The organism is Virgibacillus litoralis, assembly GCF_017873675.1.
Classification (GTDB): Bacteria; Bacillota; Bacilli; order Bacillales; family Amphibacillaceae; genus Lentibacillus; species Lentibacillus litoralis.
This window is the reverse complement of record NZ_JAGGKK010000001.1, coordinates 360,382-378,614: the sequence shown is the minus strand read 5'-3', so window position 1 is coordinate 378,614 and position 18,233 is coordinate 360,382. Positions and strand designations below refer to the sequence as shown.

The 18,233-nt window shown below is 36.9% G+C and carries 18 protein-coding genes; 12 read left to right on the top strand and 6 right to left on the bottom strand.

Features of this window, described 5'->3' with window-relative positions; translation table 11 throughout:
• Positions 1-8 precede the first annotated feature (8 nt).
• The 3 genes from J2Z82_RS01900 to J2Z82_RS01890 all read right to left on the bottom strand — a co-directional run bounded on the left by J2Z82_RS01900 (position 9) and on the right by J2Z82_RS01890 (position 2,451).
• On the bottom strand, positions 9-1,154 hold the full coding sequence (locus tag J2Z82_RS01900; RefSeq protein ID WP_209479091.1) for a pyridoxal-phosphate-dependent aminotransferase family protein: 1,146 nt from the start codon (positions 1,152-1,154) through the stop codon (positions 9-11).
• Positions 1,154-1,930 carry an NRDE family protein gene (locus tag J2Z82_RS01895; RefSeq protein WP_209479090.1) on the bottom strand — a complete coding sequence of 259 codons (777 nt, stop codon included), beginning with the start codon at positions 1,928-1,930 and terminating at the stop codon, positions 1,154-1,156. The genes J2Z82_RS01900 and J2Z82_RS01895 overlap by 1 nt, the downstream gene beginning before the upstream one ends.
• 101 nt (positions 1,931-2,031) lie before the next feature.
• The gene (locus tag J2Z82_RS01890; RefSeq protein ID WP_209479089.1) at positions 2,032-2,451 is read right to left on the bottom strand and encodes a general stress protein; all 420 of its coding nucleotides are present in this window, start codon (positions 2,449-2,451) and stop codon (positions 2,032-2,034) included.
• Between the two features lie 261 nt (positions 2,452-2,712).
• Between J2Z82_RS01890 and J2Z82_RS01885 the strand changes: the two genes are divergently transcribed.
• The 4 genes from J2Z82_RS01885 (at position 2,713) to J2Z82_RS01870 (ending at position 4,754) form a co-directional block, all read left to right on the top strand.
• Complete coding sequence (locus J2Z82_RS01885) at positions 2,713-3,174, top strand: GNAT family N-acetyltransferase (protein ID WP_209479088.1); 462 nt, start codon at positions 2,713-2,715, stop codon at positions 3,172-3,174.
• Positions 3,175-3,203: 29 nt separating this feature from the next.
• On the top strand, positions 3,204-3,620 hold the full coding sequence (locus J2Z82_RS01880; RefSeq protein ID WP_209479087.1) for a GNAT family N-acetyltransferase: 417 nt from the start codon (positions 3,204-3,206) through the stop codon (positions 3,618-3,620).
• Between the two features lie 15 nt (positions 3,621-3,635).
• Positions 3,636-3,794: a hypothetical protein gene (locus J2Z82_RS01875; protein WP_245250989.1), complete on the top strand. Its 159-nt coding sequence runs from the start codon at positions 3,636-3,638 to the stop codon at positions 3,792-3,794.
• 117 nt (positions 3,795-3,911) lie between these two features.
• Complete coding sequence (locus tag J2Z82_RS01870; protein WP_209479086.1) at positions 3,912-4,754, top strand: DNA alkylation repair protein; 843 nt, start codon at positions 3,912-3,914, stop codon at positions 4,752-4,754.
• Between the two features lie 9 nt (positions 4,755-4,763).
• Here the strand turns inward: J2Z82_RS01870 and J2Z82_RS01865 are convergent, their stop codons facing one another.
• Positions 4,764-5,363 (bottom strand): class I SAM-dependent methyltransferase, encoded by a 600-nt coding sequence (locus J2Z82_RS01865; RefSeq protein WP_209479085.1) that lies wholly within the window; start codon positions 5,361-5,363, stop codon positions 4,764-4,766.
• Positions 5,364-5,745: 382 nt separating this feature from the next.
• On the opposite strand from J2Z82_RS01865, the gene J2Z82_RS01860 reads away from it, so the two are divergent.
• A complete protein-coding gene (locus tag J2Z82_RS01860; protein ID WP_209479084.1) occupies positions 5,746-6,396 on the top strand; it encodes a transcriptional regulator in 651 nt (216 codons plus the stop codon).
• Between the two features lie 330 nt (positions 6,397-6,726).
• Here the strand turns inward: J2Z82_RS01860 and J2Z82_RS01855 are convergent, their stop codons facing one another.
• Positions 6,727-7,707, bottom strand: a complete 981-nt coding sequence (locus tag J2Z82_RS01855; RefSeq protein ID WP_209479083.1) for a S8 family peptidase — start codon at positions 7,705-7,707, stop codon at positions 6,727-6,729.
• Positions 7,708-7,922: 215 nt separating this feature from the next.
• Between J2Z82_RS01855 and J2Z82_RS01850 the strand changes: the two genes are divergently transcribed.
• The 3 genes from J2Z82_RS01850 to J2Z82_RS01840 all read left to right on the top strand — a co-directional run bounded on the left by J2Z82_RS01850 (position 7,923) and on the right by J2Z82_RS01840 (position 10,736).
• Positions 7,923-9,338, top strand: coding sequence for an MDR family MFS transporter (locus J2Z82_RS01850; RefSeq protein ID WP_209479082.1), 1,416 nt, complete (start codon positions 7,923-7,925; stop codon positions 9,336-9,338).
• 390 nt (positions 9,339-9,728) lie between these two features.
• Positions 9,729-9,974: a hypothetical protein gene (locus tag J2Z82_RS01845; RefSeq protein ID WP_209479081.1), complete on the top strand. Its 246-nt coding sequence runs from the start codon at positions 9,729-9,731 to the stop codon at positions 9,972-9,974.
• A gap of 84 nt (positions 9,975-10,058) precedes the next feature.
• Positions 10,059-10,736, top strand: a complete 678-nt coding sequence (locus J2Z82_RS01840; protein WP_209479080.1) for a hypothetical protein — start codon at positions 10,059-10,061, stop codon at positions 10,734-10,736.
• A 390-nt stretch (positions 10,737-11,126) separates the two neighbouring features.
• Here J2Z82_RS01840 and J2Z82_RS01835 read toward each other — a convergent pair whose 3' ends face one another.
• Positions 11,127-11,693 carry a TetR/AcrR family transcriptional regulator gene (locus J2Z82_RS01835; RefSeq protein WP_209479079.1) on the bottom strand — a complete coding sequence of 189 codons (567 nt, stop codon included), beginning with the start codon at positions 11,691-11,693 and terminating at the stop codon, positions 11,127-11,129.
• Positions 11,694-11,999: 306 nt separating this feature from the next.
• On the opposite strand from J2Z82_RS01835, the gene J2Z82_RS01830 reads away from it, so the two are divergent.
• From J2Z82_RS01830 to J2Z82_RS01815, 4 genes are all read left to right on the top strand, one after another.
• A complete protein-coding gene (locus J2Z82_RS01830; protein WP_245251021.1) occupies positions 12,000-13,946 on the top strand; it encodes an efflux RND transporter permease subunit in 1,947 nt (648 codons plus the stop codon).
• A gap of 2 nt (positions 13,947-13,948) precedes the next feature.
• On the top strand, positions 13,949-15,751 hold the full coding sequence (locus J2Z82_RS01825) for a YhgE/Pip domain-containing protein (protein WP_245250988.1): 1,803 nt from the start codon (positions 13,949-13,951) through the stop codon (positions 15,749-15,751).
• Between the two features lie 608 nt (positions 15,752-16,359).
• Positions 16,360-17,313: an alpha/beta hydrolase gene (locus tag J2Z82_RS01820; RefSeq protein WP_209479077.1), complete on the top strand. Its 954-nt coding sequence runs from the start codon at positions 16,360-16,362 to the stop codon at positions 17,311-17,313.
• Positions 17,314-17,451: 138 nt separating this feature from the next.
• Complete coding sequence (locus J2Z82_RS01815; RefSeq protein ID WP_209479076.1) at positions 17,452-18,222, top strand: aminoglycoside phosphotransferase family protein; 771 nt, start codon at positions 17,452-17,454, stop codon at positions 18,220-18,222.
• Positions 18,223-18,233 lie beyond the last annotated feature (11 nt).

Genomic DNA, 18,233 nt, shown 5'->3' with positions numbered 1-18,233 from the left:
TAAAACCCCTAACCTAAGTATATTTCTTGCGCAGCTTGTGTTCCTTTACCTAGTTCAATGTCTTTACCTATTTTTCGTAAGCTAATTTCTACTATACTAATTGTTTGCAGTACATCTGCTGGAGAGCAGTAGCCCATATGGCCAATCCGAAAGATTTCACCTTTCATATGCTGCTGGCCACCTGCAACAGCTAAACCGAATTCTTCTTTAAGGACTCTTCGCAATGCCTCCGCTTCAAAATCAGCGGGTTTAATCGCTGTTACGGTAGGGGAGGCGGCGATATCACTTGTTAAAAGAGGAATATTCAGGGCACGAAATGCGGCTCTGGTCATTTCCATCATTAGCCGGTGCCGCTCGTGAATCTGTTGCAGCCCTTCTTCATTCATAAGTGTTAATACCTGTTCCAGTCCTAATAAAAGTGATAAGGCAGGGGTGAATGGTGTTGAATCTTTTTCCAGGTTATCACGGTACTTTTTTAGGTCTAAGTAGAAGCGTGGCTGCTCATTCTGCTCAATTGTTTTCCATGCACGATCACTTGCAGCTATAAATGTTAGACCAGCGGGAAGCATCATTGCTTTCTGAGAACCTGTTACCAATAGGTCGATACCCCATTCATCCATTTTGCATTCAACACCGCCAATGCAGGACACCCCATCGACAATAAATAAAGCATCTGAATGTGAATGTACTACTTGGGCAAGTTTCTGTACTGGATTGAGGACACCTGTGGATGTCTCGCAAAACGTGGCAAACACAGCTTTTATCGTTGGGTATTTTGTAAGGTATTCCTTAACGTCATCGGGTGTAACGGCTTCTCCCCATTCAACATCATAACGATGCGTTTTTATTTGATAGGCATCAGTTATTTTGACGAAACGTTCACCAAAAGCACCTGTTGCGATGACTAACACTTCATCCCCGGGTCTAACCGTATTGACAACTGCTGCTTCCAAACCCGCTGTTCCACTTCCAGTGATAATCGCAACATCTTGTTCGGTTCCGAAAATGGGTTTTAGTTTTGGTTTAATTTTTTTGAGTAATTGCTTTGTTTCCTGACCCCGATGTCCAATCATTGGCTGGCTCATGGCGCGCTGTACGCTTGGGGGAATTGGAGTTGGTCCGGGAATTCTTAGTAATTGCTGGTCTGATAACATCAATTTTCTCCTTTCTGTAGTTGGAAATTATATTGATTTTCTTTTGCAAACTTTCCTTTATCGTATGTACGTTCAACAAAGGTCACTTCATTATTATTGTCTACTAGCAAAACAGTGGAGGAGCGGGTGCCATATTCAGGTGTCTTGATGAATAACGGTGAGAGCTTTCGTTCAAGGTCTAATCCAACACCTGTTTCCGGTAAGTTTTCATCCTTAGCTTCTTCGGCATCAGAAATGATTTGAAATAACTTATCTGTTTGGACTTTTTCTTGGGTCATTGTATATTTATGTAAATTTGTCTTTCCTTTCGTAACTTTCGGCCATGGTGTATTTAAAAAATGATTGCTAAGTCCGTGTGTACCTGAATTGATTTCTGTAACTTTATCTTGTATGTTATTGTAATACAAAATTTGCTCTGTGTCTCCAATAATTATATTAAATCCTGCATATTTATGCTTGTTTACTTTTAATGATTCAAGAAAATTTTGTGGTGTTGCATCTTCTGCTAAATAGCTCCTGACTATATCACCACGTGATTGTTGACCAGTCGCTGGTTGCCCAGGGTCACGGTAATTTGTTAATGCTGCAAATCTTCCTTGTTTTGTGATGCCAAGCCAGGTCCCATGCTGGACTAAATCACGTCCAGCCAGAATGTTCGGTTCATCATCCCAAAAGCGAGCTTGCGCCGTTGGTCTCCCGTAAAACTCATCCCGATTTGCCGCAACTATTAATTTATAGTTTGGATGCTCGTGAAACTGAAAATTGATTAAGCACATTGTAGGAACGCTCCTTTTTTTATTCATTATACGTAAAAAAGGAGGTTTAGCAATAAAAAAAGTTTAAGCGAACAGCATCAGGTGCTGTTCGCTTAAGTATGTCAATTATTGCGATGGATAACCTCTTCCTCTAATGTGACAGTGTCACTGGTTGGGTCATTCCCCATTTTTAATTCATCATTAGCTATCACCAAAATCTCGCCGGATTCAATAGCATCCACATACATTGATGCTTGTTTGTCAGATACACCGAGTTGAACTAATTTTTCATGAATATTAAGGCCTGAATCTTGAGAATTAAGCATTACTTTTTTTATTTTATCTAGGAAAGAATCCTTTTCATCATCTTCTATTGCATTGTTTTCCACGTCAACATCCGTACGATCTTCCAACTCATCCGTATTTTCCTTATTAGTAAAGATGGTAATATTTTCTGCCTTAAGACCTTTCAGTTCCAATACCGACACCTTTTTGATAGCATCCTCCTTCGAGTAAAATGGTCCAAAAATTTCGTTAGCCATTACCAAAGCCTCCTATTAGGAAATATAATACTTTTTAGGCTATACGCATAAGATAAAACTTCAAAACTGGATGAATTTTAAAAAAATGATAGAATAGTAGGATGTTAACGTATAGAATAGTTGCATCAAGGGGGATTCAATTGCGTACTGCTTTAAAATTAATTGGCAAAATATTTAGTCATATAGTTAAAAAGAAACATAGCGATGAAGATAAATTTAAGTATAAGTAAATTGGAGTGTCACTATTTGAGGGGGATAATCATGGATTATGCGTTTGAATTTATGACGCAGGAGCAGGCAGAAGATATTGCATATAACTGGCACTATGATGGGATATATTCTTTTTATGATATAGAAGCTGATAAGGAGGATCTTGCTGTGTTTTTAGACTCCTACAAACGAAATTCTACATATGTTGTCACAAAAGACAGTGATGTAGTTGGCTTTTTTAGTTTTAATAAAACTGAAAACAACACAATAGATCTTGGGCTAGCGATGAGGCCAGATTTAACTGGTAGCGGAAATGGATCGGAATTCGTTAAGGCTGGGATGGAATTTGCTAAATCAAACTATTCACCTGATGAAATAACATTATCAGTAGCAACTTTTAATCAAAGAGCGATTAAAGTCTATCGGAAAATTGGGTTTAAAGATGTCGAAACATTTATGCAGGATACAAACGGCAGCAGTTTTGAATTTTTGAAAATGGTTTATTACTGCTGAATTTTTTTTGCGTGAAAAAGGGGATATATATGGAACTAAAATTAAGGAACGGTAAGTCAGTTAATGTTCGGGAATACTCGGAAAGTGATTTTATAAATATTCAAAGGTTAAATATAAAAGAAGGCTGGACAAATCTTGTAGAGAAAAAAGATGATACAAAGCAAGCATGGGACCATTCGAATATCGCATTTGTTGTAATGGATGAAGGGGAATTTGTCGGATATATTCGAGGAATTACAGATAAGTTTATTACTCTATTTATTGGTGAATTAGTGGTTAGTACCGACTATCGCGGGTTAGGAGTTGGACAGGGACTACTTAAATATGTGCATAGCCTATATCCCAAAACAAGAATAGAGATGCTTGCCACTAGTACATCCCGTACTTATTATGAAGAGCTAGGCTATCGGGCTTTTTACGGTTTTAGGAAGACGTTTGAAGAATAAAACGGAGGATTACATATGAAAAAGTGGAAGACTATAGATTCAGCCTATTTGTTTAAGACACCATTTGGAAATTTGAGAAAAGATAAATGTAAGTTGCCAAATGGAATTGTGATAGATGACTATTATGTTAATCAATACGCTGATTGGGTTAATGATATTGTAATAAGTAAATAAAACCAAGTGGTACTTGTCGGGCAATATCGACATGCCGGTGAGGATTTTAACAGGAGATAAAATTGCAACTGGTCTATCAAAATAACTTTTTCTAATGCATTTGGAGGGATATTAGACATGGACGAAACAAAGAAAACTTTAGAATCATTTGTTTATCAGCTTGGAGATGAGAATTTCAGAGGGGCCATCGAAACTCTAAAAGAGCTCGGAACGGGGGCGCGTAATACACCAAAATCACCTGTAAAAAATAAAGCAATAGAATACGTTATTTCTACTGTTCAAGATAAATCACGATTAAGGGACATGGCTATTAAACTTGCAGAGTTTGAAGACGCTACTGCAAAGGAAATTGCTGCTCATTTACTTACGTCTGTTTTTGATGAATATCCTCGTCAAGTTTCAAATGTTTTAAGGTTACTTGCTAATGATGAAAATTGGGAAGTCAGAGAGTGGGTTGCTGGTGCTTGCGGAGAAATACTTACGAATCATTTTGAATTATTCTATGAAGATATAAAAAGTTGGACTCGTGACAACTCAGAGAATGTCCGACGTGCTGCATCTATAGCTGCGATGTATGCAGGTAAAAAACGTAAAGAGGAATATGGAGAGCCACTGCTTGATATTGTGGAGTTATTGTTAACTGATAGTAGTACATATGTAAAGAAAAATTTAGGACAATTTGCAATCGGGGATGGTCTGCTAAGGTATTACCCATCAAAAGTTTTGAGAAGGTTAAATAAATGGATAGAGATAAGTGATGAAAATGCACGGTGGAATATAGCAAAAATTTTTTCATCAGCTGAGGGGATGAAATATATATGTGAATCAGAAAGTATAATAAAAATACTTTTACACGATGAGCGGTATAAAGTAAAGAAGGCCATTGATTCAACATTAAATAAAGCTATAAAGAAAAACCCTGATTTAGTTAATGGATTAACTATAAACGTAAAACAGTAACTATCTAATTTATTTTTGGATAACCACCTGAATGACATGACCCAATCCTGTGTGACGGCTTCCTTCGTTCCGTGTTGCTTCTCCATAATAAAAATGAATGCACTTATACGGCTTGATCCAGCTTAGAATATCTGAGGGATTATACAGATTATCTACAGTAGGAGGACCACCGGAATTATAGTTAATTTGATTTTCTGAGTAAACTTCAAACATAATCTGCCCCCAAGTTTTAACGGAATGAATTATATTTTCGATTAAAAATTGCTGACCTTGCTTTGGGACATGTCCAAATACCATAATAGCAGCATCATATTGGTTGGGGTCCACTCTCTCTTTTGTTAAATCCTTAGCAGCAGTTTCGATGGATACATGATGCTGTTCAGCCAGTTTCTTCGCTTTTTCAATGCCGGCTGTTGACTGATCGTACATTGTTACATGATGCCCAAGGCTTGCTAAATAAACAGCATTACGACCCTCTCCTTCTGCAAAGCAACCAACAATTGAGTGGGGTGGAATCTGCTCACTCATCTCTCGAATGAAGTCATTCTCAGTTGTGCCATATACATAACCTTCTTCTGAAAATCTGCTATCCCATTTGTCCTTTGACATTTTGTGAAACCTCCTTATAGATTTGGTTTATAAATAATGTACCATTTAAATCGTTGAATTCATAAGGATAAGTTTGTGTGGGGGAAGTCGCCTTACTTTTTTGAGAAAGTGTGGCTCATAAACTTTCTTACTGCATAAGTGCAACTAAGGATTGATGATAGGCCAAGTCGAAAGCGGGTTTTCGAACAAAAAGAATAGTTTTCTAAAATCTATTAATACAGTATAATTAAGAAGTCCTATAAAACTGACATATTATCCTCTATTTCCACGTATTATTCGCCTCGAGAGCTAGTCTTTAACGGAGTGCATATTCATCCCTGTCACGGAAAATCATCTTTTATCTACTCAAATAAAAATATAATACCAGAAAGGAAAGTGAACGATGCCAGGATTCGAACAAAAATATGAAGAATGGATTCAAGTACAAATTACCGAAGAGAAGAACCATAGGAGACGTGAACTTCTGAAAAAGGGGTTAGGTCACGGTACGGTTCAATTTCTTCGTTCTATTTGGTTTCCAACAGTTGGTAACTTTAATCATTTATACCCTGAATGGGAAGTGCGGGATTTCAACAATGGTTACCGTTACCTTGACCTCGCTTATAGACCAGGACATGATGCCAAGGGATGTATTGAAATTCAAGGGTATGGTCCACATGCGAGAGACCTCGATGTTAGACGATTTAAGGATTTATGCTGGCGGCACTCATTATTAGCCCTCGATGGATGGACCCTCTTACCAATCGCTTATCTATCTATTCAAGACGAACCTCAACGCTGTCAACAGCTTGTTCTTGCTTTTATCGGTAAATTTACCTCAACTGAAGTATCCACTGAATTATCTTGGCTCGAGGCGGAGGTTGTGCGATATGCAAGACGGTTGTTAAGGTATTTTACTCCAATTGAACTTGCTCACCATCTTCACATCAGCGATCGCCATGCTCGGAAAATTTTGCATAGACTAGTAGAACAGCAGATATTAATTGTTGCAAGTGGCAAAGAACGTGCACGAACCTATAAAATCAGGCGATAGTTATGTGATTAGTAGTTGTTGCAGTGACTTGGTTCTGAGCCGGTGCTGCCAGGCGGATCCTCATTCCGCTATTCACCTCAAATAATGACTTTTAGCATGTGGTCCGGATCCTCATTCCGCTATTTGCCCTTTTCGCCATCATTTACCCATCTTTTTGGACTAATAACGGAATGAGGATTCACTTCAGTAACATTTGAGCAGTTTTTGTAACATATAACGGAATGAGGATCCGCCACGATCACATACCAGAACTAGGCGGATCCTCATTCCGCTATCGCCAAAAATAGAGCATAGTAGCTGACCAAGCATAATTCCCACCACCCAATCCACTTAGTTACTAGCATAATGTCTGTTGAAGGTTTGGAAAAGCTGTTCGAACTGTTCCAGGATTGCTAGTGCAATAAGTCCGTTTCCTTCTGCTGATTTTGGATAACCTAGAGGTACTGTGCGTCTAACAAGCTGGGCATAAAGTTCTGTTTCGGATAAACGTCGATCAAATTGCTTTTCTGCAATGTTAATAACTAAGGCCAGCGCGCCAGATACATGTGGTGTAGCCATGGATGTGCCTGATAAACGAGCATACTTACTATCAATATAAGTAGATAAAATTTTCACTCCCGGAGCGACAAGGTCGATTTCATCATTGGTATTGCTGAAGGGTGCAATTTCTTTGTCAAAGTTAATGGCTCCAACTTGTGTTACTTCATTGTAGGCGCCGGGGTATGCGAATTCATCAGTCGCTGGACGGCCATCACCTTCATTACCGGCGGCGCATACTACTGGGATGCCAGAATCAACTGCTTGTTTTACAGATTTATAAAGTTCCGGTACATCTTCAGGTCCGCCGAGTGACATGGATATAACTCTTACTTTTTCGCCATTAGGTCCTTCCCAATTCACAGCATGATTTATCCCATCGATAATCCATTGATAATTACCGCTGCCATCTCCACTTAAAACTTTTATAATCAAAAGTTTGGCATTTGGAGCGACACCGGATATTCCTCCTTCCTGAGCAGATGAAGCGGCAATTGTTCCTGCCACATGGGTGCCATGACCGTTGTTGTCATCGTAATTATCTTTATCCCCGCTGTAATCAGAAGTGAAGTTCCTCCCATCAATTATTTGTTCTTTCAAATCTGGGTGGTCTATTTGGCAGCCGGTATCGATTATTGCGACAACATTTCCAAGGCCTTTCTCTGCTTCGTCCCAGGCGTCAGGCGCCTGAATCATGGAAACTCCTTCTGGGATGTCTGTCGCTGTATCCTGAATTTCTTCGATCTGATAAGGAATCAAGTGAATTTTGCCCATCGTCTATCCCCTCCTTGTCTTATTTAATATATATACCTCTTTTAAATAATCTAAAACGATTAAATAGACCTATATTGATTCGTACTAAAAATAGGAAAATAGGATAAGTATTGTTTTTTCCTTTTAGTCTTTCATTAGTTGTGTTAGTGTATAATGTTGTTCGTGTTAAATGGTAATTAACGATCTTAATATAAAAGAAAGAAGGAAGAAAGATAATGGCAGAAAGTCAGGGATCATCACAAACAGGAGAAAAAATAAATAAAGTACCACTCATGCTAGTGTTAATATCAGGGGCTTTTGCTGCCATTCTGAACCAAACTTTATTAGCCACAGCGTTACCGCATATAATGAGGGACTTGTCCTTAGATGAGAATACTGCACAGTGGCTGCAGTCTATTTTTATGCTAGTTAACGGAATCATGATACCAATAACAGCTTTTCTAATTCAGCGCTACACTACAAGAGGACTGTTTTTAACAGCGATGGGAATATTTGGTGTAGGTACAGTAATTTGTGCTATAGCACCGAACTTTGCAGTATTAATGGTTGGGCGAATTGCCCAGGCAGGTGGTGCTGGTATTATAATGCCACTCATGCAGACAATCCTATTTCTTATTTTTCCTGTTGCAAAACGAGGAACAGCGATGGGTATGTTCGGTTTAGTAATATCTTTTGCACCAGCAATAGGTCCGACACTATCGGGTTATTTAGTAGAGCATTTCCCATGGAGAAGCTTGTTTTATGTAATCTTACCAATCATTATTATCGATATTATTGTTGCTTATTTCATTCTTAAAAATGTGACAAAGCAGACGTTTCCAAAGGTTGATACGTTATCAATCATCCTTTCAACATTAGGATTTGGCGGATTGCTATTTGGATTTAGTACGGCTGGAAGTGGAGGCTGGACCAGTAACGAGGTAATTATCTCAATGGTTGTTGGTGCTATTGCACTTACGCTATTTATTCTTAGGCAGTTCAAACTGGAACAGCCAATCCTTGAATTCAGGATATTTAAGTACAAAATATTCACTTTAACTACTATACTTGGCATGATTGTATTCATGGCTATGATTGGCGCAGCGGTTGTGTTGCCATTACTGATGCAGAATATGCTAGGGTTTACCGCTTTTGAATCAGGATTAATGCTCCTGCCAGGGGCTCTGTTGATGGGAGCAATGAACCCAATTACCGGTCGTCTATTTGATAAATTTGGCGCGAGATGGCTGGCTATTATAGGATTATTCATCTTAACAGTTACGACCTTTATGTTTACCAATCTAACCACCGAGACAACATTTACGTATTTGGCAGTGGTAAATGCTGTCCGAATGCTTGGGGTTGCAATGGTGATGATGCCCGTCACAACAGCTGGGTTAAATCAAATTCCAACTGACGTAATACCACATGGTACGGCGATGAATAATACAATGCGACAAATAGCAGGTGCGGTTGGAACAGCCCTGCTTGTGTCGGTTATGACTAACAATGCTATTCCTGATGAAGGAATACCTGGACTTATTCATGGTGTTAATGTCTCCTTTATTGTCGCTGGAGTTATCTCTTTAGTTGGCTTAGGTTTATCATTCTTTGTTAAAAAACCGCAGCGTGAAGTTGGCGATGCTAGCTAAAGACCATTTATCACAAATTAATAATGTAAACAAATTGACCATCAAATAGTACGCTGATTTGATGGTCTTTTTAATGGTATTTCGTAAAAACTGATTTAGTGAATTCAGAATATTTGTGGTAAAATAACTCCATAGATTTTCAGTAAGAGTGAAGTCTTTGCATCACCAAAAAGAAGGTCAGCAGTATTGGAAGAACAAATTATCGATGTTATGTCTGAAAACAATTTAAACAAAAAAGAAATTATTGACTATGACATAAAAGGGGACTTCCTTTAGTGATTTTCAATAATATACAAAATAGAAGCAATCATAGTCCTGATTTAGTTATTATAAAAAAATAATGGTAGAAAATTAGAATGGGTAGCACGTCCAGATGATCGTAAAAAGACAATGAGTACTGAGGAAGCTGATGCTATAGTATTTGGAAGAGATGAATATCCTTCGGTTTCGATTCTCATGCCAAGTGAAAATGCAAGGGATACAAAAGTGAAAGAGATTAAAGTGTTAGGAAAGTCGGCAAAAGCGGTGACGTACGTAGAAAATTTTACGGGTAATTTTTCTAAGCAATATATGTATTGGACTGCATATACAAATGAAGAACCTGTGGTTGAGGATTTTAAGGTTATCATGGAATGAATATTTGTCTGTATTTCAAATTGCGCTAATGCAATAGAGTTGTCTGACAATAAAACTGACACTTGGGTGATTGGAGGATTTTTGTTGAGAATTCTTTTCGTGTTCACATTAATCCTTGGTTTAGTTGGATGTTCTAATTATTCTGAGGAAAATACAATATCTGGTGACATAACAAAGATAGAAGAAGATATGATTTATGTAGATAGTAGGCCACTAAAAGTAAAAGATACGTCTGATTTTGCAATAGGTCAAACCGTTAAAATAGCCTATATTGATAATACACCTGAAGAGGATTGGGACTCTAATGATTTTAAAGTGAAAGAGATAATAAACATCGATTCAGATGTAACGAAAACCTTTGAAGAACAAATTCAAGAACAAATGGTTCGAAATGGCTTTTTAGTTGAAGATATCATAGATTATGAGGTTAAAGACAATTATATTTTTGTAGTGGGTTTGAGTGCTGACAGGAGATTGAAAGAAGCAATTTTAAAAAACAGAAACGGACAGTTAGAGTGGATAAAGGGAAGGGGCCGAGCAACATATTTTTCTGCGAAAGGTTCTCCTGTTATGACTCTGAAAACATCAACGGATAGTAATATGGAAGGTGTTAAACAAGTGAAAGTGTTTGGTGAACCCGCAAAGCAAATCACCTACTATAAAGAAATCACTGGTGATTATCCTCTGCAAATTAAGTTTTGGATTGCTGTTACAGAGGAACCACCTACTGGGAAAAACGACATCAAATATATCAAAGATTAGGCAATGACATAGAACAGCTTAAGTTTATAATTTTATGTCTGTCTCGGTTACCAACGAAGAACAGAAAGGGTGATTTTAATGCCGTTTGAAAGTGAAATTCCAATCATTTTTTCTTATACTGTTTTTCCTCTGGGATTCGTTCTGTTAATTATTTCTTTAATTGGACTTAAGAAAGCGAAAAGAAAGGCTTTTCTAGTCGTAGGAACTATATTCTTTCTGATAAGCATGTACCTCTTGAAGTCATTACTTTTCCAAATACCTGATGTGGATGATGTTATGATCTCAGAGCATAACACTTTTGACTTTTATCTATTTCTGATTCCCTTCTGTTTGTCTATAATTTCCTATATTTTATATATATTGACAGACGTTATGTTGAGACATAGATAATCAATCTAAATAAGACATTCCATAGTTTACAAATTTATTAATTATAACAGCCATTTCTTTTGGGGACTGGTCCATATCATTTTCAATCCAATCCTTAATGACATTTATAGCTCCACTTACAACGAACGTGCTGAAATACCTTGATTCTACCTCATTTATATGATTGACTGCCATCCGATTTTTCATCATAAAACGTTGAGCGATATTCATCAGACGCTGCTCAAAAGTGGGGTCACCATTTTTCATTAATAATGTTTGGAACATAAATTTATTAATTGTAATGTATTCTAATAATTTTTGAGTCATCCTTTGTGACTCTTCTTCGATTGTAAAGCTATAACTGCTTAGATACTTAATCATATCCTCCGAAATTTCCGCTTCTATTTTATCCAGTAAATCGTAATGATCTGCATAATGTGTGTAAAAAGTAGAACGATTAATATCTGCCATTTCACAGATTTCCTTTACGGTTATGGCAGATATAGGTTTTTCGGCCAGTAATGTAATAATACTTTCCTTTAATATTTTGCGGGTGTATTTTTTACGCCGGTCTAACTTCTGACTCAATTTGAAAATCCTCCTTAAAAGTATAACTACTACTTTCATACAATCACTAAGTTTTTCTGATGGAAATCCAACACAATTTAATAATGTGTTGAATAGCTGACGGTATTTATAAAACTGTTTGTTGATTATCCAACACAGTGTCTATTACAATGATAAAGTGTATTAAGGTATTATTGCAAGAAAGGATGAAGTCTTATTGACCAACCAGCAAGAATTATCAAACATAAAAAACCCATTGTGATAACATTTATCATCATTGCGCTAATTAGTACAATTGCGCAATTTGCTGTTTCAGTCAATTACAATATGGTTGATTATCTGCCAGATGATGCACCATCAATAGTGGCTATGGATTTAATGGAAAAAGAATTCGATGAGCCGATTGCGAATGCGAGGGTGATGGTTCGGGATGTCTCGATTACCGAAGCCTCAGCATACAAAGATAAATTAGCAGCGATCGATGGTGTAACTTCAGTGACTTGGTTAGATGATGTTATGGATATAAAAACGCCAATCGAAATGGCTAATCAGGATACTGTCGAATCGTATTATCAGGATGAATCAGCCTTATTTTCCATAAATATTCGTGAAGGTGAAGAAGTCGAAGCTACTGAAAAAATTTATAATCTGATTGGTGAGGAAAATGCCATTTCAGGTGAGGCAGTAGACACGGCGACATCACAAAAAATGGCTGGTAAAGAGTCTTTAAATGCAGCCTTATTATTGGTTCCAATCATTATCATCATTTTAGTTCTATCCACTAGCTCCTGGATGGAACCGTTATTCTTTTTAACGGCTATAGGGGTTTCTGTAATCATTAATTTAGGTACAAATATTTTTATCGGCGAAATATCGTATGTAACACAATCGGTGGCACCGATCTTACAGCTTGCTGTATCGCTGGACTATGCGATCTTTTTACTTCATAGTTTCTCCGATTATCGAAAGCAAGTTTCAGATCCTAAAGAAGCGATGCAACTAGCTATAAAACGATCATTCCCAGCTATTGCAGCGAGTGCATCAACAACATTTTTCGGTTTTATGGCACTCACATTTATGGACTTTGGCATTGGAGCAGACCTAGGTCTTAACCTAGTGAAAGGAATTGTTCTGAGTTTTATTAGTGTCATCGTCTTCTTACCTGCTTTAACACTGATGTTTTACAAGTGGATTGATCGTACACAACACAGACCACTTGTTCCAAGTATTAAGAATATCGGGAAGCACGTTATGAAATTTAGGATTCCAAGTTTATTATTAGTTTTACTATTAATTGTGCCGGCATTCTTAGCACAAAGTGGAACATCCTTTATATATGGTACTGGGGAACAGCCGGAGACAACACGTGCTGGTGCAGATGCAGCAGCTATACAGGAAGAATTTGGGGAAAACACGCCAATGGCCTTACTTGTTCCTAATGGTGATATGGCTAAGGAAGAAGAGCTCGTTCAACAGTTAGAGAAACTACCTAATGTGTCGAGTGTTATTTCCTATGTGAATGTCGTCAGTTCGGCCATTCCTCCTGACTATTTAGAGGAATCAACGACGGAACAATTTTATTCAGAGAACTACACGCGAATCACACTGAACACTGAAACAGGTTCGGAAGGGGAAGCAGCGTTTTCGTTAATTGAGGATGTTCGAGATACAGCTGAAACCTATTATGATGACAACCACCTACTTGGTGAGAGTGTAACATTATATGATATGAAAAGAATCGTTGAAGAAGATAACACAGTCGTGAATTTGCTAACGGTAATTGCAATTGCGATCGTGCTTTTAATTACATTCCGATCAATCTCCATACCTGCTGTCTTATTATTGACGATTCAATCTGCAGTTTGGTTCAACTTATCGGTTCCATACTTTATGGATTCGTCGTTGGTGTATGTTGGTTATTTAATTATCAGTACGGTACAACTTGCCGCAACAGTCGATTACGGCATTTTATTTACGGAGACATACCAAAACCTTCGTAAAGAAATGCCAGCAATGGAGGCAATTAAAAAAACGATTGATGATAAGATTTTTGCGATATTTATTTCCGCTTCGATCTTATCGAGTGTTGGATTTATTTTATCATTAACTTCTTCAAATCCAATTGTGTCTTCAATCGGTTTATTACTAGGCAGAGGTGCGTTACTCGCATTTATTATGGTCGTATTTGTCCTGCCGGCTATGCTGGTTATATTCGATCGAGTAATTGAAAAAACAACACTAAGAGCAAACTTCTATAAAGGGAAAGGGAAATGATAATGAGATTTAAACGGATAACCGCGGTATTCATGATATGCCTTCTTGTAATGCCAACAACATTGGTAACAGCTGCGACAAATGAATCTTCCGCAGATGGAACGTATTCAGAGAAGAGTGAAGTCGTATATGCCACACTAAATGCCAATGGTGATCAGAAAGAGATGTACGTCGTCAACAGCTTTACGGTTGATAAGCCTGGAAAAATGGTTGACTTTGGACCATATACCGGTATTGAAAATTTAACTAATTTAACAGATATGAAGCTAAACGATAATCAAGTTTCGTTTACAGCAAAAGAAGATGAGTTTTATTATCAGGGAAATATTAAGAATAAACCGTTACCATGGGATATCAATGTTTCCTATAAATTGAACGGTGAAACAGTGTCACCTGATGAACTGTTAGGTAAAGATGGTCAGTTTGAAATTCATATTGATACAAAGGCAAACCAAAAGGCCAATTCCAATTTTTTTGAGAATTATATGTTACAGATATCACTCCCTTTAAATTCGGAAATCTATCAAAATATCGAAGCTGAAAATGGAACGATTGCCAATGCAGGAAAGAATAAACAGGTCACCTTTACTGTTATGCCGGAAAAAGAAGAAAGCTTTGTGGTAAAGGCAGATGTGAAAGATTTAGAGATGGAAAGTATTGAAATTTCGGCAGTAACATCCTCTATGTCGATTGACTCACCAGACTCTGAAGACATGACCGAAGATATGAAGTCTCTGTCAGATGCAACAGAAGAAATAAATGATGGTGTTGGTGAACTGAATGAAGGAATAGCCGAATTAAATAATGGCGCCGCAAGCTTACAGGAAGGTTCGCCATCGTATAAAAATGGAATTAATAAACTCGCTAATCGATCCTCTGAACTAATTAAAGGATCTAAGGAAATTGATAAAGCCCTCGAAGAAATGAGTCAGTCAGTAGGAAGTGGTTCTAATGAGACGAATGTGGGTGAATTAAAGAAATTACAAAAAGGGCTCACTGAAATTGCAAATGGCTTAGGGGAAACGAAGAAAGGTTTGTCTGATTTAAAGAACAAATATGCTAAAGCTTATAAGGCATTGGATAAATCGATGGCAGCGATTCCTGCGGGTGATATTTCTGACGATGAAATTAAGAAATTGAAAGCTAGCAATGCAGATCCTGAGGTTATTGAAAAACTGATTAAAACTCATAAAGCGGCGGGTGCAGCGAAAAGTACCTATTCCAGTGTCAAAAAAGCCTTTCAAGCTGTGAGCCCGACATTAGATGGCGTCATAGGGTCACTGCAAACAATGAAGACGAATGTTGAAACTATGGCTGATAATTTGGGCGAGAGCTTAGATAATATGAATGTCGACGAATCGATGAAAAAATTACAACAAGGCTTAAGCACGCTATCTTCCAATTATCAATCGTTCCATTCTGGGTTGGCTGATTATACTGGTGGCGTATCCGAAGTATCAAAGTCATATGGTGAATTGCATGGAGGCATCACAGACCTGACAGATGGAACTAGTGAATTGGAAAATGGCGTGAATGAACTTCATGAAGGTACAACTGAGTTAGCTGAATCAACAAATGATTTACCTGATCAAATGCAAACTGAAATCGACCAAATGATTAATGAATACGATAAATCCGATTTTAATCCCGTTTCATTTGTTTCACCGAAAAATAAAAAGGTCAATTCCGTACAATTTGTCATTAAAACGGAAAGTATAAAAAAAGATGATGACAAGCAAGAAACTAAAGAACAGGAAGAAGAGAAAAAAGGATTCTGGGACCGGTTATTCGATTTGTTTAGATAAGAGCATCTGGGGAAGTACCAGGTGAAAGTGAGAAGTAGAATTACGGGTTCCGTTTCCTATGTTGCAAATATTAATAATGTAATGAAGTGACCATCAATTTTGTATGCAAATTTGATGGTCATTTTTTATTAGTATAATAGGATTTAAAAACCCATTGATATTGTAGTGTAATTTGTGCGCCAGTTTAGTAGATGACAATAGCTAGTGTAAGTCTACATTGTGTCCTACAAATTCATATACATAAATTTACTAATAAGCTTGTGAGTTGTTTAGTTTTCGCTTGATTTTACAAGGTATTCTGAATATTTGTGTTAAAATAAATACAGATATTGTGAACGGTTATACGTACTTGCTAACTGGAGAGTAAATCAATGTAGAAAGATCAGTAATAAATAAGTGTATGATATACGCAGGGAAGTGAGTTTGTCGGATATTTTAATCATTTTTATTTTAGGGGTTGTTCTTATCGGTTGGTATTATTGATTTTTTTATTCGTTCTAAACTGTATTGGATAATTAGATTTATCATTAGATTTATTATCATATTTATCGGTATAGGATTTATTTTGTACGCTTTATTAAAGCTTTTTGGATAGGGAGGGATTTTTTATGGGAGCCACAAAACCAAATAATGGGTTTACAAAAATTCAACAAAAGGCAGTTAACTTGGTGCAAGAGGAGAATTTTACAAAAGCGGCTTTGCTTTTAGAAAAAGCTAAGGAGCAATTTCCAGAAAAACTAGATCGACTAGGGCATTGGAAAGCTGGTATTTGTATGTTGCAAGGAAACAACGATAAAGCAATATCAGAACTATCCGAAGTATTAGATCGAGGATTTTGGTGGAATCCAGAACTGCTAACGAATGACACTGAGTTACAACCACTCAAAGAAAAGGTAGAATTTCAAAAAGTTTTAGAACTGTGCAAAGCGAAATATGAAGCAGAAAAGAAGAATGCTAAAGCTTCATTGCAAGTGGTGGGTAATCTTAAAGCTATCACTTCTATTTTTGCATTACATTGGAAAGGTTCAAACGCTAAAGATTTCACTGAACAGTGGAGTGAATCAGCCATTTTATCAAAATATTTATTGGGATTTCCCCAATCTTCTCAGTTGTTTAGTCATGAGTGTTATTCCTGGGATAATCAAGATGTTGCAGAAAAAGATGTTACTGATACATTCAATCAATTTAAGAGAAAATACGACCTTGCAGCAAAAGAGAACATAATAGCAGGAGCATCGCAGGGAGGTAAGACAGCAATTGAGCTGAGTATTAAGAATAATTTAATAAAATTTAATGGATTTATAGCAATAGTTCCTTCATTTGAAAATACAGAAGAAATAGAAGAAATCCTGCGCTTAAATAGTGAAATAAATGTAAGAGGTTGTGTTATCACAGGAGATAAAGATCCGTTTTATGATAAGACTCTAAAAGCAGTGGATATCTTAAGAGAAAATGGGGTTCCTTGTAAGTTAATTGTTAAAAAAGGTATGGGACATAGTTTGCCTGATGACTTAACTAATCAACTTATTGAAGCAGTAGATTTTATTTCAGAAAAGCAATAAGCAATAAAACTATATTGGGTTGTGTGCCTAACCGATTTTCATCATCAATAATTGGAATATTATGCTAATATTGATTTATGTGAAATTAGTTGATATTTAAAATGGATGTGTTCAGAACAGATCAAGGAGAGATTACAATTGGAATTAGGTCAACCAATAGCAAAAGGGAATACAGCAACTATATACCTTTGGGAAAATAAGATTATCAAAATATTCAATGATTATTTACCGAAATCAGAATCTGTTTATGAAGCAAATAAGCAGAAATTTGCTTATTCGTGCGGACTATTTGTGCCTGAAATATTGGATGTCACAGAAATTGATGGGAAGCAAGCCATCATTATGGAATATATTAAGGGGAGAACAATGGGGGATATCCTATTTGAAAATAGGCAGAAAGCAGAGTATTACATGAAAATATCCATTGATATACAGCAAAGAATTCATATGATTACTGCTAATGATCCGCTTGAGCCGATGGCTGGTAAATTAAGACGGCAAATTGAACTCGCTCCTAAATTAGACGAAAAATATAAGTCTACTTTAATACATAAATTGGATTCAATGACATATGAGAAGAGGCTGTGTCATGGAGATTTCCATCTTTTCAATTTGATTATGTCAGATCATAAAGTAGCAATTATAGACTGGGTTGATTCCAGTGCAGGAGATATTCGTGCGGACATATACCGCACGTATCTTTTGTACTCACATTTTTCAATGGAGTTAGCAGATATGTATTTGCGATTGTATTGTGAGAAAAGCGATTTGTCAAAAGAAGAAATCTTCCAGTGGGCTCCAATTATTGCCGGAGCACGTTTATCTGAAAACGTGTCATCAGAAGAATCGGAACAGCTTATGGATATAATTAGTTATTACTGTCCTCTTCAATTACGAAACAGAACATGAAATGGGGGTAA

What these genes read in the sequence shown, in the direction of transcription:
- J2Z82_RS01860 (WP_209479084.1), top strand. Translation starts at nt 5,746, where the DNA reads ATGCCAGGATTCGAACAAAAATATGAAGAATGGATTCAAGTACAAATT.
- J2Z82_RS01885 (WP_209479088.1), top strand. Translation starts at nt 2,713, where the DNA reads ATGGATTATGCGTTTGAATTTATGACGCAGGAGCAGGCAGAAGATATT.
- J2Z82_RS01875 (WP_245250989.1), top strand. Translation starts at nt 3,636, where the DNA reads ATGAAAAAGTGGAAGACTATAGATTCAGCCTATTTGTTTAAGACACCA.
- J2Z82_RS01880 (WP_209479087.1), top strand. Translation starts at nt 3,204, where the DNA reads ATGGAACTAAAATTAAGGAACGGTAAGTCAGTTAATGTTCGGGAATAC.
- J2Z82_RS01865 (WP_209479085.1), bottom strand. Translation starts at nt 5,363, where the DNA reads ATGTCAAAGGACAAATGGGATAGCAGATTTTCAGAAGAAGGTTATGTA.
- J2Z82_RS01850 (WP_209479082.1), top strand. Translation starts at nt 7,923, where the DNA reads ATGGCAGAAAGTCAGGGATCATCACAAACAGGAGAAAAAATAAATAAA.
- J2Z82_RS01820 (WP_209479077.1), top strand. Translation starts at nt 16,360, where the DNA reads ATGGGAGCCACAAAACCAAATAATGGGTTTACAAAAATTCAACAAAAG.
- J2Z82_RS01825 (WP_245250988.1), top strand. Translation starts at nt 13,949, where the DNA reads ATGAGATTTAAACGGATAACCGCGGTATTCATGATATGCCTTCTTGTA.
- J2Z82_RS01900 (WP_209479091.1), bottom strand. Translation starts at nt 1,154, where the DNA reads ATGTTATCAGACCAGCAATTACTAAGAATTCCCGGACCAACTCCAATT.
- J2Z82_RS01870 (WP_209479086.1), top strand. Translation starts at nt 3,912, where the DNA reads ATGGACGAAACAAAGAAAACTTTAGAATCATTTGTTTATCAGCTTGGA.
- J2Z82_RS01845 (WP_209479081.1), top strand. Translation starts at nt 9,729, where the DNA reads ATGAGTACTGAGGAAGCTGATGCTATAGTATTTGGAAGAGATGAATAT.
- J2Z82_RS01830 (WP_245251021.1), top strand. Translation starts at nt 12,000, where the DNA reads ATGGTTGATTATCTGCCAGATGATGCACCATCAATAGTGGCTATGGAT.
- J2Z82_RS01890 (WP_209479089.1), bottom strand. Translation starts at nt 2,451, where the DNA reads ATGGCTAACGAAATTTTTGGACCATTTTACTCGAAGGAGGATGCTATC.
- J2Z82_RS01855 (WP_209479083.1), bottom strand. Translation starts at nt 7,707, where the DNA reads ATGGGCAAAATTCACTTGATTCCTTATCAGATCGAAGAAATTCAGGAT.
- J2Z82_RS01895 (WP_209479090.1), bottom strand. Translation starts at nt 1,930, where the DNA reads ATGTGCTTAATCAATTTTCAGTTTCACGAGCATCCAAACTATAAATTA.